Raw genomic sequence first — 14908 nt, forward strand, 5'->3', positions numbered from 1 at the left:
GGGAGCCGGAAGACGGGGCTGGCGGTCAGCGGCTACGGGGCCGGGGCGGGGCGGAGGGGCCGGCGGCCGGTGCGTCGGTGTGGGTGGTCGCGTTGCTGCGCGGTGCCGCCGGTTTGGCGGGGTTGCTGAATTCGGCGGCCAGCGAGGCGAGTCGGGCGTGGGCACCGGGGAAGACCGTGACCCGGATGGGCTCGCGGGTGTCGGTGCCGCGGATGCGGACGGCGTGGGCGAGGTCGGGCTGGACGGCGGTGGTGTAGTGCCCGCGCTGGAGCCGCTTTACGGCCACGGCCACGGCGTCGAGTCCTTCGCCCCGTTGGGCGGGGGCGAGGTAGAGGTCGAGGCCGGGGCGGTAGTGCCAGCCGGCGTGGCTGAGGATCGCACCGGGGTGGATGGGCAGGCCGTCGGCGGCTGCGGCGACGATGCCCCAGTCGGGGTGCTGGGCGAACGCGGTGTCCGCTTGCCCGCGGGGCGGCAAGGTGGTGCCGGCAACGTCGAACGGGGGCTCGGTGTCGACGCGGTGGCCCATCGTGCGTAGGGCCCGCACGGCCGCGCGGGTCCGTTCCTCGCCGTCGCGCTCGGGGTCGCAGAGGCGGAAGAAGCCGGGGATCTCGCCCGGCAGGAAGCCGACGGCGGGCAGGAGGGCGTCGGCCAGGGGCCCGGTCAACCGCCCGCCGTAGGAGGCGTAGACGTCGGGGTGTTGGTGGTGGCGGAAGATCGTGACGTCGATGGTGCGGTCGTCGCCGGCCGTGGCGTCGTCGTGGAGGGGGTCGGGATTCAGCGGTCCTCGGCTCGGGTCGGGGCCGCTGGGCCGAATCGGGGTCAGCGGCGCTGGGGCGGCGGGGTCGGCGGAGTGCCGGTCTGGTCGGATCGGGCGGTGGCGGGTACCGCGGGTTCAGCGTGCGGGGCGGCCAGTGGAAGGGGGCGCCGCTTCGGCGGCGGGCGCCGCGCTGCCGGCCGCGGCGGCGGCGAGGATCTGCCTCGTGGTGCGGGAGGCCGCCGCGGCCACCCGCTGCGCGGTGGTGGTGGCGTGCTGCGTGCTGCGGGAGGCGGGCTGTTCGGGCATCGGCGGATCGGGCAGTTCCAGGTGGGCGAGGAGACGCTCGTCCACCCAGCGCTTGTCCCGGGTGACCGGGCCCGGGGCGGTGAGGAAGCGGGCGAGCGAGTCGGTGACGACGTCGGGCGCGCCGGTGCTCACCTTGGCCTGCCAGTAGGGAGCCTGCCCGCCCCGGCCGCGGGGGCCGACCTCGACATGGATGTGGGGGTCGTCCAGATCGAGCGGGTCGCCGGGCGGGTCGACGCGCACCCGCACCCGGGCGAGGTGGTCGGGCGACTCCACCTCCAGCGCGCCGTCGCGGTAGACGCTGCGCCAGCCCGCACCGCTCAGGACGCCCAGCAGGGAGCGGCGGTCGGCTGCCGGCCGCAGGACGGGATGCTCCTCGCCGAAGCGGGCGGCGGTGGAGGAGCCGGCGAGGGCCAGTTGGTCCGCGAGGTCCGCGACGACCTCGGTCGGGGTCTGCGCGGAGAGGCTGACCATCCACGCGGTGGGGCCGAGCGGCTCGCGTTGGACGGCGATGCGCCACCAGGCGCCGGAGTCGGTCAGGGCTTCGCCGAGCCAGAACCGGTGGTCAGGGCTCCACACCAGGTACGAGCCCAACTCCCGGCTGTCGCTGTGCCTCCAGGCCCATTCGCTGGTGAGCCATTCGAAGGGTTGGAAGTCGGGGTCGGGGCCGGCCAGGTAGGCGGGACGCACGTCGATGATGACGGGCTGGTCGTCGGGGGCGGACGGATTGTCGGGGATGAGGTGGGTCCGTTCGTGGTCGGGCCGGCGGGGCGGTGCCGCAGGTCAGCGCTGGCGGCCCCGGTGCGGGGATTGGTGCTGTTCGGGCACGGGGGCGCCGTCGGCCAAGGCGGCGGCGGTGTCCACGGTGCGGTGGCGGGCGGCCGCGGCGCGGTCGCTGCCCGCGGGGGCCGCCGGCCGCTGCTCCAGGGTGGTGGTGATCAGGTGCGCCGAATGCGCGGCGGGTATCTGGCGGGCGAGCCGGGCGACCGGGGCGGGGTCGGCGAGGGCGGCGGAGACGGCCTGCAGCAGCAGGCGCGGCGAATGGCGGCTCATTTCGATGGACCAGCCCGGACCGTCAGGTCGGCGGTCGCCCCCGCTGACCACCCAGTTGGGGTTCGCGCCATCGGTGAGCGCGGCCGCGCTGGTGGTGCGGCTGACCGAGGCCATGCCGTCGGGAGCGGTCCAGACGATGCGGCCCGGCATGCCGTCCATGGTCCATCCGGCGTCTGCCAGGGACTCCAGCCCGCCGGACAGCGCGGGGTGGCGCAGGTCGTCCGGCGCGCCGGCCAGCGCGGCGGCGAGTGCCGCGTGCACCGCGGTGGTGATCTCGGCGGGGGTTTGTTCGTCGGCGGTGACGTGCCACACCCGTTGGCCGGTCGGGGGGTCGATGTGGACCGCGTGCCATCGCGCGCCGCCCTCCTCGTGGAGGGCGGTGGCGCGGATACGGCCGCAGGGGCTGAGGTAGACGTCGCTGAACGGGGTGTCGATGAACTGCCATCCGGCGGCCAGCAGCGGGGCGGCGGGCGCGCGGGCGCTCAGGCGGCCGGGACCGGCGAGGTAGAGGGGCGCGACTTCGACCAGCGGTGCGCGGCGGGGCGAGCCGGGTGCGAACAGCTGGCCGGCCTTGTCGCCGAGGGCGGTGAAGCGGCGGCATACCTCGTCGGAGGCGGGCTGCCAGACGTGGTCGGGGAGGTCGTGCCACCGCGCGCCCTCGACGGCGCGGCTGGCGATGTGCTCGCCGATGCCTTCCAGGATCCCCGACGGGACGTCGGCGGTGGCGATCATCTCGGCGGCGACCAGGCCCGCCGCGCTCCACAGGTCCTCGTTGCCGAAGGCGAGTTCGCCCAGCGGCAGGGCGGGCACGGCCCCGCGGGTCTGCTCCTCCCACGCCCGGGGAAGCGGTGGGTCGGTCAGGCCGAGCAGCTGGTGGCTGTAGCGGGCGGAGTCCATGACGAGGTCGAGGGTGAGCATCGCGGCCAGGTGCTGCTGCTCACCGGGGAGTTCACCCCACGTGGTGTGCCCCTGGTGGCTGGTGAGGGGGAAGTCGGCGAGGCTTTCGACGACCTGCTCCACGTTCAGGTACCCGTCGGCGCTGGCCAGCAGGCTCTTCAGCGCCTGGGCGGCGGCGCGGGTGAGGTCCTCGTCGACGTGGGCCGGAGGGAGGGGGGCGAGGCCCGTCTCGGTGGCGGTGAACCCGGCGTGGGCGAGGAGGCGCTCATCCATCAGCTCCGGGTCGCGGCGTAGTGGTGCCGGGTCGAGGAGGGCTCGGGCGAAGGCGTCGACGACCTGGTCGGGGGTGTTCGCGGTGAAGCGGGCCTGCCAGTAGGGATCGTCCTGCTCGGCGCCGACCGTGACGGTCAGCGCGCAGCCGGCTGCGAGGTCGAGCGGGTCGGCGGCGCGGCGCAGAAAGGCGTGGGCGAGGTAATCGGGCGACACGGCGCGCCGCACGCCGTGGTGTTCGCCGAGGCCGCGCCATCCGGTGGCGATGAGGTGGTCGAGGAACGCGTCGCCGTCGAAGGCGTCCCGGGCGTCCTGCGGGAGGTTCTGACCGGTCCGGTCGCTGTTCTCCGGCAGGAGGGTCAGGGCTTGGGCGGTGGCGGCGACGATTTCTTCCGGGGTCTCCGCGGAGAGCACGGCCGTCCACCGCGGCGCGGCGGTGGCGTCGGGGGCGGCCGAGATGCGCCACCGGGTGCCGGGGTCGAGCCGGTTGGAGGTGAGGCGCAGCCGCTGGTCGGGGCTGGTGACGGAGGTCTGCTCCAGGGGCAGGTCGTAGGTCTGGCGCCAGGCGGGTGCCGCGAGCAGCCGGTGGATGGGCAGGCTGCGGTTCTCGGCTCCCGCGAGGTAGCGGGGCAGGATGTCGAGGGTGCCCGGGACGGGTTCGGCGGCGATCGGTAGCACGTCCTTTCGTAGGTCAGCGGCGGCGGTGTTCACCGCCGGGCGGTGCGGGGTCAGCGGGTGTGGGGGAGGGCGGGTTGCTGCCGGTGGGGCGGTGGTGGCCGTGGGCGGTGGCGGCGGCGGGCCGGGCGGGGCGTGCCCCGATGCGGACCTGGGTCATGTTGGCGGCCGGCACCTGCCCGAGCAGGCGCTCGGCGGGCTGCGGTTCGATGACCTCGTTGAGCGCGGCGATCACGAGAGAGTTCGGGCACTCGGCGGTGAACTCGGCCCGCCAGCGCAGGTGTTCGTACCCGCGCGGCCCGCCCCAGACGACGGCGCCGGGCACGGCGGCGGTGGATCCGGGACCCTGGACGGGCAGATGGATGCCTCCGGTGCCGTCGGTACGGGTGAAGCCGCTGCCCAGTCCCGTCTCCCGCCAGGCGGGGTCGGTTTCCAGGCGGGCGAGGCGGGCGGCAGCGTCCGGTGAGTGCTCCTTTCGCGGCGGGGCCTCGCGGGGGGCGTCCGAGGGACGGTCGGGCGCGGTGGCGCGTTGGCCGGTGTGCAGGGCGAGGCCGACGGCCGCGCCCAGGGGGCGGCCCTCCCACAGCAGGGCGTCACGGCGGCCGCCCGAGGGGTGGTCGAGCAGGTAGGTGAGTTGGTCGGCGACGGCCATCACGATCTCCACCGGGGTGCGCACGCAGAACTGGGCCTGCCAGTGGAGTTCACCGACCGGTGAGGTGTAGGCGGCGATGGTCCAGCGGGGATCGTCGTCGCCGGCTTCGTGGTCCAGTTCGATCCGGGCGGTGAGCTGTTCGTGGACGGCGATGGTGCTCTTGTCGCGGGAACGCCAGCGCTGCCAGGTCTCGTTGGTCTCGAAGAACTGGCCGAAGGCGGCATCCGGGTCGCCGGGGCCGGCCAGGTGGCCGGGGGTGACGGTGACGGGGGTGTCGGGGGTCAGGTGGGGCTCCGTACGGCGGGTGCGGGTCGGTCGGGCGGGATCGGGGCAGCACGGCGGCGGCTGGAACCGTCGGTCTTCAGCGGCGTGCCGGGGCCGTGGCCGGGGAGGCGGTGGACCATACGAGCGACGCCGCGGCGGGGGCGCTGCGCACGGTGAGCGGCGCGGTGCGGGTCCGGGAGGCCAGGGCGCGGTGGACGTCGAGCGGTGTCGGGGTCGGGGGGAGGACGGGGGTGATGGTGGCGGTGCGCCTGGCGTAGGGGCTGAGTGCGCTGCGGTAGCGGACGGCAGGGGCGGGGTTGAGCATCGCGGTGGCGACGGCGGACAGGATCCGGGCCGGGGTGGCGCTGCTGAACCGCCCGTACCAGCCCTCGCGCGGGGTGCCGACGTCGAGCGTGTGGCGGCCGTCTTGCCCGTCCTGCTCCCGCTGGTCGGCGCCCAGGGGGATCCGTCGGCGGGTGATCTGGGCGTGGCCGTCGGGTGAGTCCGCCACCAGGGTTCCCAGACTGGTCATCTGGAGGTTCCAGCCAGCTGCGGCGTACGGGGCGAGCGACTCCAGCGCTGCGGGAGTGCGGGCGTGGAGCCAGCCGTCGTCGTCGGCGTCGTACATGGCGGCGATCTCGCGCGTCACGGCGGCGGGGATCTCGGTGGGGGTGTCCTCGGAGAAGCTGGCCACCCACGCGGGGGCGGAGAACGCGTCGGGGTGGACCGCGATCTTCCAGAGGGTGTCCCAGTCCTGCTCGGGGATGAACCCGACGCGGACCTTCCCGTCGAAGGTCTGGGCGTAGTAGTTGCCGGCGCCGTCGTGGTGGGTGCGCACGCCGAGGCTGTTGAGGGGGCGAAAGGCCGGGTCTCCGGTGTAATCGCTGCCGGCCAGGTACACCGGGTGGAGGTGGACGTCGCCGTCGACCTCCACCAGCTGCTCCGGGGCGGTCGGGGTGAGGGCGCTCAACGGGGGGCCTTTCAGCGGTGAAGGAGGGGGTGCGGCGCGGCCGGGCCGGCGGTGCTCGGCGGCGGTGCGCTGAGGACGGTCTTGGGACCGCCGCCGGCCGCGGCGAGCGCGGGGCTCGCTTCGGTGGCCGCCTCGGCCCGCCCGCTGGAGGCGGCGTCGACGGGCACGGCCTTCAACCGGGCTTTCATCTGCTCGGTGAGTCCGCTGGCATTGCGCAGCAGCGGCTCGGGGCTGGCGAGGGCGGAGGTGAAGGCGTGCATCACCCGCTGCGGGACGTTGGCGGTGAACCGCGCGGTCCACGAGGTGGACAGCTCGCCGGTCGCGCAGGTGACCTTCAGGTACGGGCTGTGCCAGGGTCCGTCCTTGTGCGGCGGGGGCTCGGTCAGGGTCAGGCGCGCGGTGACGAGGCCGTCGGGGGAGGTGAGGGTGAACGCCTGGGCGGTGATGCTCTCCGACCACCCTTGCAGGGCGAAGGGGTACAGGGTCCCCAGTCCCGAGCCGCCCCGGACGAACGCGGTCCTCTTGTGCCGGCTCTCGTCCAGCGCGGCGGCGACCTCGTCCAGAGCGGCGGCGACCAGCTCGGGCGGGGTGTGCCAGCCGAGGGCGATCTGCCAGTCGGCCAGTCCCCCGGAGTAGGGGTCGGCGCGGGCGACGATCTGCCAGGGGTCGTTGTCGTATTCGGTGCGGAAGGCCATCCGGACCCTCTCGCAGGCCGAGGTGAACGGCGTGAAGTGCTCGACGGGGTCGTCCATGGCGGGGCGGGTGTGCCAGCCGTACGCCTCGGAGATGGTGCCCAGGACGGTGTCGATCTCGCCGTTCTCGGATCCGGCCAGGTAGCGCGGGGTGACGTGGACCATGTGGCCCGGCTCGTACCAGTCCTGGGCGCGGATCACGGCGTCGGTGAAGATGGGGCGGGGAGTCAGGAGGGCCTCTCGGATCGGCGGTTGGCGGAAGCGGGGTGCGGTCAGCGGTGGCGGGGCCGGTGGCGGTCCGCTTCCGAGGGGGCGGAGGCCGCTTCGGTCGCGGGTGGGGGCGCCCCGTCGGGCCTGCGGTCGAGGCGGGCGGCCGCGGCGCGGGCCTGGGCGGGCGGCGGCAGGGGCATGCCGAGCCCCCGGAGCCACTCGGTGGCGGCTTCACGGCTGGAGAAGGTCGCGCCTCGAAGACGTGAAGAGGACTCGCCGGCGCGGAAGCTGATGAAGACGGCCTCGGGTTTGCTGGGGTCGGGCGGGGTGCGGTCGGTGGCGATGGCGTAGGTCACGAAGCGGTCGCCGGCTCGGCTGGAGCGGGAGCCGCGGACCTTGAACCGCCGCCCCGATCCCCCTATCAGGGTCTCGATCTTGGTGGGCTCCGGGTCGCCGAGGGGAAGGAAGACCTCTCCGGCGAGCTGCCGGAGCCTGTCGCGGTCGGCGCCTTGGCCGGCCAGCCAGTTCTCGGCGAGCGGCGGCAGGGGCTGCTCTTGCATCTCGGCGCGCAGCGAGGCGCGGTCTGCATCGACGTGCAGGTGGACGCCGACGAACGGCGGTCGGCCCTCGTGGTGGCGGTGGTGGTCGTAGGCCAGGTAGAAGTGGTCGCCGGTGCCGCCGTCCGGCGGGCCGTAGCCGTAGAGGAGTACCCGGTCGCGGTCGTAGTCGGCGAGCCACTCCAGGACTTCGCGGGTGCGGGGGCCGACGGCCTCCAGGCCGTCGAGGTCGAGTTCGCGGACGAGGTCGCTGACCTCGGGGTAGTGCGTCAGGTGCGCCTTCTTCCGTCGGACGGCGGGGACGTGGCGGTTGCGGGGCCGGCTTCGGGCGCGGGCTTCGGTGTCAGCGCGCCGGCCGTGGGGCTTCGGCCCGGGACGGTGTTCCCTGCCCGGCGGCGGGGGGTTCGGGCGGCCGCCGCGCCGGGTCGGTGAGGGAGGGGCGCCTGCGGGCGGCGGCCATCCGGGGGCTGGGCGCACGATGAGGGACGAGCGGTGCGAGGGGCTCGACGAGGACGCGGGTGGCGGCGGCGACCAGGTGCATCGGGGTGTCGCGGGTGAAGTCGACGCTCCACCTGTCGGGGCTGTCCTCGGTTCCGCACCAGAGCACGATCGTGTCCTCGTACCGGTCGAGGTCCGGGTCCTGCCAGGGCTCGGGGTGGCGCTGGATGGACAGTCCGGCGAGTCCGGCGCGGGGCTTGGGCGAGGTGAGGGTGGTGCGGATGTCGGTGTGCTCGGTCTTCCATCCGGCTGCGGCGAGCACGCAGGTGGCCTCGGCGACGTCGCGGGTGGTGCCGGTGAGGCGGTCGGGGTCGCTCTCCAGGGTCCGCGCCACCGTGTCGAGGATCGCGGCGACGACCACCGGGGGTGTCTGCGGGGAGAACTCCGCCCGCCACCGGGGGAGTTGGAAGGGGCCGTCGGTGACGTCGAGCTTCCACGGCCAGTGGTGGTCGGGCAGGTAGCCGGCGTGCACCAGGCCGCACGGGCTGGACACGAAGGCGTGCCCCACGTCGGGGTTGTGGTGGTACGGCCAGCCGCGCTCGCCGGTCAGGACGCGCAGGGCCTGCCGGACGTCGCCGGAGGATCCGGGGCCCTCCAGGCAGTGCCCGGCGACGGCCAGCGGCCCGCCGGCCGCCCTTCCTGTGGTCAACGCGCCTTCCTTCGGGGGTAGTTCGCGGCGGCCGGTCGGCTATTCGTGCTGTTCATCGAGTGCTCCCTTGCTGCGGGCGTGGCCGGGGGCCGGGTGGGGCGCTGCGTGCCGGAGGGGTGCCCGGGTGGCGGACCGGCGGGGTCCGCCACCCGGGCGGGGCTCTACGGGCGGTCGGCCCGTTCGGCCTTGAGGATCGCGGCGGCCTCCTGGGCGCGGCGGGTGCTGATGCCGAAGCCCTGGGCCCGGACCGCTGCCGAGACGGTGCGGATGTTGACGGGGCCGTCCCCGGGCAGGTCCTCGCGGGCGATCCGCAGGACGGTCTCCAGCGGGGCGCCCTTGACCCGCTTGCGCGGGGAGCGCGGGGCGGGCTCGGCCGGCTGCTCGTCCACGGCCGGGGCGCTGTCGTCCACGTCGGTGGAGAGCATGGCGGCCAGCGCCCTCTCGGCGGCCTCGGCTCGCCGACGCTCCTCTTCCTCGACGAGCGGCTGGCAGGCGGCGGCGACCAGGTGGGCCGGGGTGGCGTCGGCGAAGCGTACCTGCCAGCGCTCTCCGCTCTCGTCCAGGCCCCACAGGGTCCAGGCGAGCGTGGCGCCGCGGTAGGAGCGCTCCAGGCCGAACTCCTGCCGGTACCAGCCGGTCTCGGGCAGGCACGCGGAGGCGCTCTCCACGCGCGGGCCGCGCAGGGCCCGCCGCTGGTCGCGCGGGTTCGGCTCGGCCAGGTCGCGGGCGAGCGCGCACAGGAGCGAGGCGAACACCGGGTCGGGGGTGCGGGCGCTGAACTCGGCCCGCCACAGCACGTCTCCGGCGGCGCTGGCGTAGGCGGTCACGGTCACCGCCGGCTCCCAGGTGGCGCCGGGGTCGTCCTCGATGCGCACCCGCTGGCACGGGCTGACGAAGACGTCGCGGCCGTCGGCCAGGTGGTGCAGCGACCAGTCGCTCGCGCACCAGCCCGGGCAGCCGTCGGCGCCGCAGCCGTCGGATTCGGGACCGCATCCGGGACCGCGGTCGGGATCGAGGGGACAAGAGGTAGGCAGGGTGGATCTCCTTGCGGTGGTGGGTGGTTGGCCCCGGCCTCGGGCGGAGGCCGGGGCCGGGAGGGCTTGCTCGTCGGCCGCCCGAGCCGGAGGGGCGCCCCGGGCGGCTAATATCATCCGGGCACGAACGTTTTGGAGGTGGCGACCCGTGTTCTGGATGGTGGCGGTGGTCTTCCTCGCCGGGTGCCTGCTGGCCGCGCTGGTGGTGGCGGTGCCCGTAGCCGTGCTGTCGTCCGGATCGCTGCTGCGCCGGGCGCGGACGGGATGCCTGGTGGGAGCCGCGGCGGTGCTGTTCCCTCTGGCGGTACTGCTCGTGCCCGGCTTCTTCATGTAACGGGGGCGGCTGCGGCGTACGGCTACGCCGGGTCGGCCTCGGCGAGGCTCTGCCGGGCTTCGGCCAGGCGGCGTTCGGCGATGTCCGCGTAGTGGTCGGTCAGCTCGATGCCGAGGAAGGTGCGGCCCTCCAGCAGGGCGGCGACCCCGGTGGAGCCGGACCCCGCGGTGAAGTCGAGGACCTTGCCGCCGGGCGGGCAGATTTTCACCAGCTCGCGCATCATCGAGAGCGGCTTCTGGGTGATGTGCTCGCGGCTGGAGCCCTTGGGCTGGCTGCCTTCCAGCAGGCCCTTGAGGTAGACGGGGTGCCGGTCGCCGTCCATCGCGCCCTTGGAGCCCCAGGCCACGAACTCGCAGTGCTGCGTGAACCTGCCCTTCTGCGGGCGGGCGGCCGGCTTGTACCAGGGCACGATGCCGCGCCACAGCCAGCCGCCGGCCTGCAGCGCGTCGGTGGTGGTCGGCAGCTGCCGCCAGTCCGAGAAAACGGCGACGGTGCCGCCGTCGACGGTCAGCCGGTACGCCTCGGCGAGCAGCTGGGACAGCCAGAAGCCGTAGCTGCGCTGGTCCTTGTGCTCGCCGCCGAAGTCCGGCAGCACGACCTTCACGCCCGAGGTGTACTTCTCGCGGGCGGTCCGGCCGGTGCGCTCCTGGGTGGTGCGGCCACCCGAGTTGTAGGGGGGGTCGCAGATCACACAGTCGACCGTCCGGGCGGGCAGCTCGGTCAGCCGGGTCAGGGCGTCGCCCCGAAGGAGGGTGTAGTCGGGTTCGGTTTGGGTCAAGTGGTCATGTCCTCGCAGGGGTTGGGGTGCCGCCGGTCGGCGGGGGCGCGGCCCGCGCGCTGTCGCGCGGGCCGGCCGAAGGCCCGGTGGCGGGGCGGGTGGGGGAGGACCCGCCGCGATCCTCGCCGCTGGGCCTGGACAAGAACGTAGGCGGACCGATATCTCCCGGGCAAGGAATCCACGGATGTTCGTGAACATTCCTGAATTCCTTGCCAGGGAGATATCGGTCCGCCTAGCGTCTTGCTTGTCGCCAGGGACACCGGGGCGCTGACCTGCACCGACGGAAGCGGGAACTTCCTTCGGGCGCAGGCGCATCGGAAGTCCGGCCGACTCCACCACACCCCCCGTCAGCGCACGCACGCCCTTGGACGAGTCTGCCCGCGCTGCCGCTCACACGATCGGAGACATCCGTGCCGGGAATTGCCCTGCCCGCTTTCTGGACCGCCCGCGACCCGGGCCCGCGCCGGGGAGGTCCGCACCGCCGGCGGCGCCGGTGAAGAAGTTCGCCGCCGCCCTCGGCGCCGGGATCCTCCTGGCCCCGTTCGCTGTGGTCCTCCCGTTCGCGGCTCTCGCCGGGAACGCGGCGGCGGCCTGCCCGAGCGCGGACTCGCAAGCCGTGGACAACGCCGCCGTCGAAGCGGCGGTCAAGCTGATCCTGGGCGGCGGCTCCGGCCCCACCGTCCCGGTGGAGGGCCTGGACCTGCCCACCACCCAGATCCCGATGGCCAAGACGATCGTCGCCACCGGCATCGCCCTGCAGGTCCCGGCCCGCGGACAGGTCATCGCCCTGGCCACCGCGATGCAGGAGTCCCGCCTGCGCAACCTGACCTACGGCGACCGCGACTCGCTGGGGTTGTTCCAGCAGCGGCCGTCCCAGGGCTGGGGAACCCCCGAGCAGGTGACCGACCCGGTCTACGCGAGCACCTCCTTCTACAAGGCGCTGCTCAAGGTGCCCGGCTGGCAAGAGCTGCCGCTCACCGAAGCCGCGCAGAAAGTCCAGCTCAGCGGCTTCCCGGATGCGTACGCGCAGTGGGAGCCGCTGGCCACCGCCCTCCAGCAGGCGATCGGTGCCTCCCTCGGCGCACCCGCCGCCGGCACCGCGCCGTCGGCCGCCGTCTCGCCCGGCTCGTGCACGCCGCCGGGCGCAGACACCGACTGGGGCGTGATCCCGCCCGGCACCCTGCCGGCCGGCTACCAGATCCCCAGCGACGCGCCCATGCCCGTGCAGTCCGCGATCCGCTGGGCCCTCGGCCAGCTCAACACCCCCTACCAGTGGGGCGGTTCCTGCACCAACAGCCACGGCGCGGACCCGATGGGCCGCTGCGACTGCAGCAGCCTCGTCCAGCAGGCGTACAAGGCAGCGGGCGTCACCACCCTCGACCGCGTCACCTACGACCAGGTCAAGCAGGGCACCGCCGTCCAGCCCGCAGACCTTCGCCCCGGCGACCTGCTGTTCACCGAACCCGGCAGCAGCGGCCCCGAGCACGTCGGGATGTACATCGGCTCCGGCCTGGTGGTCCACGCCCCGCACACCGGCGACGTGGTCCGCATCGCTCAGTGGGATTCCTGGAAATCCGGCGTGATCGCCATCCGCCGCATAGTCCCCTGACTCCCTCCTCTTCATTTTCCCCTTTTCCTCCGTGCCGCAGCGGCGCGCCGCCCCGCGCCCCGGCATGCCGAAATCCCTTTGGAGAAACGTTTGTCCATACTCGCCGAGGCGATCACCCACCTGGCCTACGATCCGGGCGTCACCCCGGCCGACGGCGGCCTGCCGGGCCTAGCCGTCCTGAAGAAGGTCGTCAGCAGCATCAACCTGTTCGCGATCATCGCCACCGTCGGCGCGATGGCCGTCGCGGGCGTCGTCTGGGCGTGGGGCCACCACTCCGGCAGCCATGGTGCTGAGCAGAAGGGCAAGCAGGGCGTTCTGGCCGCCGGCGGCGTCGCGCTGCTGCTGGGCGCCGCGAACGGCCTGGTGAGCTTCTTCAGCACGCTCGGGACGCAGGTCAAGTGAACAAGCCCCGTCCGCGCGGCGGCAATTCGGCCTTCGGCCGGAGGCTGCTGATCGGGCTGGGCGTGCTGCTGGCCGCCGCCCTGCTGGCCGGGCTCGCCGCCCGGCTGGCGGGCGGCGGCCACGCCGACCGACCCGCCACCGCCACCGCCGCCGCCACTGCCGCCGCTAGGCCCAGCTCCCCGGCGAGCGCCACCGCCGAACCGTCCGGCGGGCCCGGCCCGGGCGTCGCCCTCCCCCCGCGCACCACCTCCCCGACCGACTACGCCGCCGCCTTCGCCATCGCCCTGTGGTCCTACGACACCCGTGCCCTCGACCAGCAGACGTTCGTCAGCGGCCTCAAGCAGTGGCTCACCCCGGAGAGCCAGTACGCCGACCCCGCCTCCGTCGAGGCCCAGGTCCCCGACCCGGTGCTCTGGTCGCGGATGCACGACAACGAGCAGACGTCCACCGCCCGCGACCTGGAAGCGCACCTGCCGGACGCCTTCCGGCAGGCCGTCGCCCAGGACCCCGGCGCGCTGAGCCGGGCGTACATCTACGCCGTCACCGTCACCGGCACCGTCGACGTCGCCTGGAGAGGCGGCGGCCGCGGCGGCGAGTCCCGGGCGATCACCCTGGCCGTGCAGTGTCGCCCGCAGCAGGACTGCGCGCTGGCCGCCATCGCCCCCACCGTCTACCCGTGAGCCGACCGCTCTCCTCTCTGTAAGGAGTGATCCCCTATCGGGTTCTGCGACCTCCCCCTCGCCGGTGCGCTGTGCGACCTCACCCCCGGCGGCGTCGCCAGCGGCATCACCACCAGCATCGGCAACTGGATCGCGCAGTCGCTCGGCGACCTCGCCAAATCCGCAGTCGACATGGCCTCGCGCGCGGTCGACCAGACCACCGCCGTCGACCTGTCCGCCGACTGGTTCCGTACCAACTACTCGTTGATCCTGCCCATCGCGCTGACGATGATCGTGCTGACGTTCACCCTGCAGCTCGTCAGAGCCGCGTGGCGCCGCGACGGCCAAGCCCTCGGCCAGGCCGTCACCGGCACCGTCTCCTCGGTCTTCTTCGCGATGTGCGCGATCACCTTCACCTCCGTGGCCATCGCCGTCGTCGAAGCCCTGAGCAGGGGCCTGTTCACCGTCGCCAACAGCAGCATGGACGACGCGGTGCGCCGCCTGGTCAAGGTCTCGATGATCACCTCGACGACCCAGCTGGGCTGGGCGATCCCCGCCCTGACGGCCCTGGGCTGCGCGGTCGGCGCGATCCTCTACTGGGGCATGATGATCTTCCGCAAGGTGTCGATCCTGGTCCTGGTCGTCCTGGCGCCGCTGGCGGCGGCGGGCGGCCCCTGGGAGCCGACGCGCGACTGGAAGCGCCGCTGGGTGGAGGCCACCGCCACCGTCGTGGTCTCCAAGCTGGTGGTGACGATCATCATGCTGGTGGGCGTCTCCGCGATCGGCGACAGCGACACGAAGGACGGCCTGACCGCGCTGAGCGACATCATCGCCGGCCTGGTCGTGATGGCCCTGGTCCTGTGCACGCCGTTCATGGTCTACAAGTTCGTCCACTGGGCGGGCGACGGGCAGGCCCACGACCTACACCGCTCCACCGCCGCGGGCCTGCAGACCGCCACCGCCGCCGCCAAGCGCGGCGGGCAGATGGCGATGAGCGCGGGCGCCGGAGGCGCGGGTGCCGCTGCCGGCGGTGCCGGAGCAGCCGGGGCGGCCAGCCCGCAGGGCCCCTCCCAGGTGCCCGGCATGTCCTCCGGCGCCCAGAGCGGCGCGGGAGGCGGGCCCTCGTCCGGCACCCTCGTCAAGGCGGCCCCGACCAGCTTCCGCTACGGGGCGCCGGTGCGCTCCGGGCCGGGCGACGGCGGCGTCCCGCTGCTCACCAGCTCCAGCCCCGCGCCGCGTTCGGACGGCGACCAGGGCACACCCCTGCTGACCTACGCGGGCTCCGCCGCCCCCGCCCCCGCCGCCTCCCCGTCGGGCAGCTCCTCGGCCGCCTCCCCCGCCACGAAGGCGGCCGGCACCTCCGGCGCCTCCCGGATTTCCACCCCCGGCTCCACCGGCGGACCCTCCACGACCGGGCCGTCCCCAACCGGGTCCTCTGCCGAGCCGCCCGGAGCCGCCGGCCCGGCCTTCAGCCCGGTCATCGTGCCGCCCGCAGGCCGGCCCACCCCGCCCCCGACCGGACAGCGCTACCGCTTCCCCGAGCGCCCGCCGTCCTCCTGACGCCCGCCGCGCCCACCCTCCCGGACCGCCACCGTCCGGGAGGGCCCGGGCCCCGGCCCTCCGCCCCCGCACCCCAGGTAGAGAC

General features: G+C 74.4%; 14 protein-coding genes. 5 read left to right on the forward strand and 9 right to left on the reverse strand.

The features are described 5' to 3' along the window. Positions 1-25: 25 nt before the first annotated feature. The 8 genes from ACIP60_RS13115 to ACIP60_RS13150 all read right to left on the reverse strand — a co-directional run bounded on the left by ACIP60_RS13115 (position 26) and on the right by ACIP60_RS13150 (position 9598). Positions 26-664: a hypothetical protein gene (locus tag ACIP60_RS13115; RefSeq protein WP_400683004.1), complete on the reverse strand. Its 639-nt coding sequence runs from the start codon at positions 662-664 to the stop codon at positions 26-28. Positions 665-892: 228 nt separating this feature from the next. Further along, complete coding sequence (locus ACIP60_RS13120) at positions 893-1750, reverse strand: DUF317 domain-containing protein (protein ID WP_400683006.1); 858 nt, start codon at positions 1748-1750, stop codon at positions 893-895. 93 nt (positions 1751-1843) lie between these two features. Further along, complete coding sequence (locus ACIP60_RS13125; RefSeq protein WP_400683008.1) at positions 1844-3958, reverse strand: DUF317 domain-containing protein; 2115 nt, start codon at positions 3956-3958, stop codon at positions 1844-1846. A gap of 13 nt (positions 3959-3971) precedes the next feature. Next, positions 3972-4892 (reverse strand): DUF317 domain-containing protein, encoded by a 921-nt coding sequence (locus ACIP60_RS13130; protein ID WP_400684148.1) that lies wholly within the window; start codon positions 4890-4892, stop codon positions 3972-3974. A gap of 76 nt (positions 4893-4968) precedes the next feature. Continuing rightward, complete coding sequence (locus ACIP60_RS13135) at positions 4969-5841, reverse strand: DUF317 domain-containing protein (RefSeq protein ID WP_400683011.1); 873 nt, start codon at positions 5839-5841, stop codon at positions 4969-4971. Between the two features lie 11 nt (positions 5842-5852). Then, positions 5853-6734 carry a DUF317 domain-containing protein gene (locus tag ACIP60_RS13140; RefSeq protein WP_400683013.1) on the reverse strand — a complete coding sequence of 294 codons (882 nt, stop codon included), beginning with the start codon at positions 6732-6734 and terminating at the stop codon, positions 5853-5855. Positions 6735-7643: 909 nt separating this feature from the next. Further along, positions 7644-8447, reverse strand: a complete 804-nt coding sequence (locus ACIP60_RS13145; protein ID WP_400683015.1) for a DUF317 domain-containing protein — start codon at positions 8445-8447, stop codon at positions 7644-7646. 161 nt (positions 8448-8608) lie between these two features. Continuing rightward, on the reverse strand, positions 8609-9598 hold the full coding sequence (locus ACIP60_RS13150; RefSeq protein WP_400683017.1) for a DUF317 domain-containing protein: 990 nt from the start codon (positions 9596-9598) through the stop codon (positions 8609-8611). 31 nt (positions 9599-9629) lie between these two features. Between ACIP60_RS13150 and ACIP60_RS13155 the strand changes: the two genes are divergently transcribed. Further along, positions 9630-9815 carry a hypothetical protein gene (locus tag ACIP60_RS13155; protein WP_400683019.1) on the forward strand — a complete coding sequence of 62 codons (186 nt, stop codon included), beginning with the start codon at positions 9630-9632 and terminating at the stop codon, positions 9813-9815. A 22-nt stretch (positions 9816-9837) separates the two neighbouring features. Here ACIP60_RS13155 and ACIP60_RS13160 read toward each other — a convergent pair whose 3' ends face one another. Continuing rightward, positions 9838-10593 carry a DNA-methyltransferase gene (locus tag ACIP60_RS13160; protein WP_400683022.1) on the reverse strand — a complete coding sequence of 252 codons (756 nt, stop codon included), beginning with the start codon at positions 10591-10593 and terminating at the stop codon, positions 9838-9840. Positions 10594-11086: 493 nt separating this feature from the next. Between ACIP60_RS13160 and ACIP60_RS13165 the strand changes: the two genes are divergently transcribed. The 4 genes from ACIP60_RS13165 (at position 11087) to ACIP60_RS13180 (ending at position 14823) form a co-directional block, all read left to right on the forward strand. Beyond that, the gene (locus tag ACIP60_RS13165; RefSeq protein WP_400683024.1) at positions 11087-12202 is read left to right on the forward strand and encodes a C40 family peptidase; all 1116 of its coding nucleotides are present in this window, start codon (positions 11087-11089) and stop codon (positions 12200-12202) included. Between the two features lie 96 nt (positions 12203-12298). After that, positions 12299-12604 (forward strand): DUF6112 family protein, encoded by a 306-nt coding sequence (locus ACIP60_RS13170; RefSeq protein WP_400684150.1) that lies wholly within the window; start codon positions 12299-12301, stop codon positions 12602-12604. After that, positions 12601-13284, forward strand: a complete 684-nt coding sequence (locus tag ACIP60_RS13175) for a hypothetical protein (RefSeq protein ID WP_400683026.1) — start codon at positions 12601-12603, stop codon at positions 13282-13284. Before ACIP60_RS13170 ends, ACIP60_RS13175 begins: the two co-directional genes overlap by 4 nt. A gap of 117 nt (positions 13285-13401) precedes the next feature. Beyond that, positions 13402-14823, forward strand: coding sequence for a conjugal transfer protein TrbL family protein (locus ACIP60_RS13180; protein WP_400684153.1), 1422 nt, complete (start codon positions 13402-13404; stop codon positions 14821-14823). Positions 14824-14908: the final 85 nt, after the last annotated feature.

The organism is Kitasatospora sp. NPDC088783 (assembly GCF_044750705.1).
Taxonomy (GTDB): Bacteria; Actinomycetota; Actinomycetes; order Streptomycetales; family Streptomycetaceae; genus Kitasatospora; species Kitasatospora fiedleri.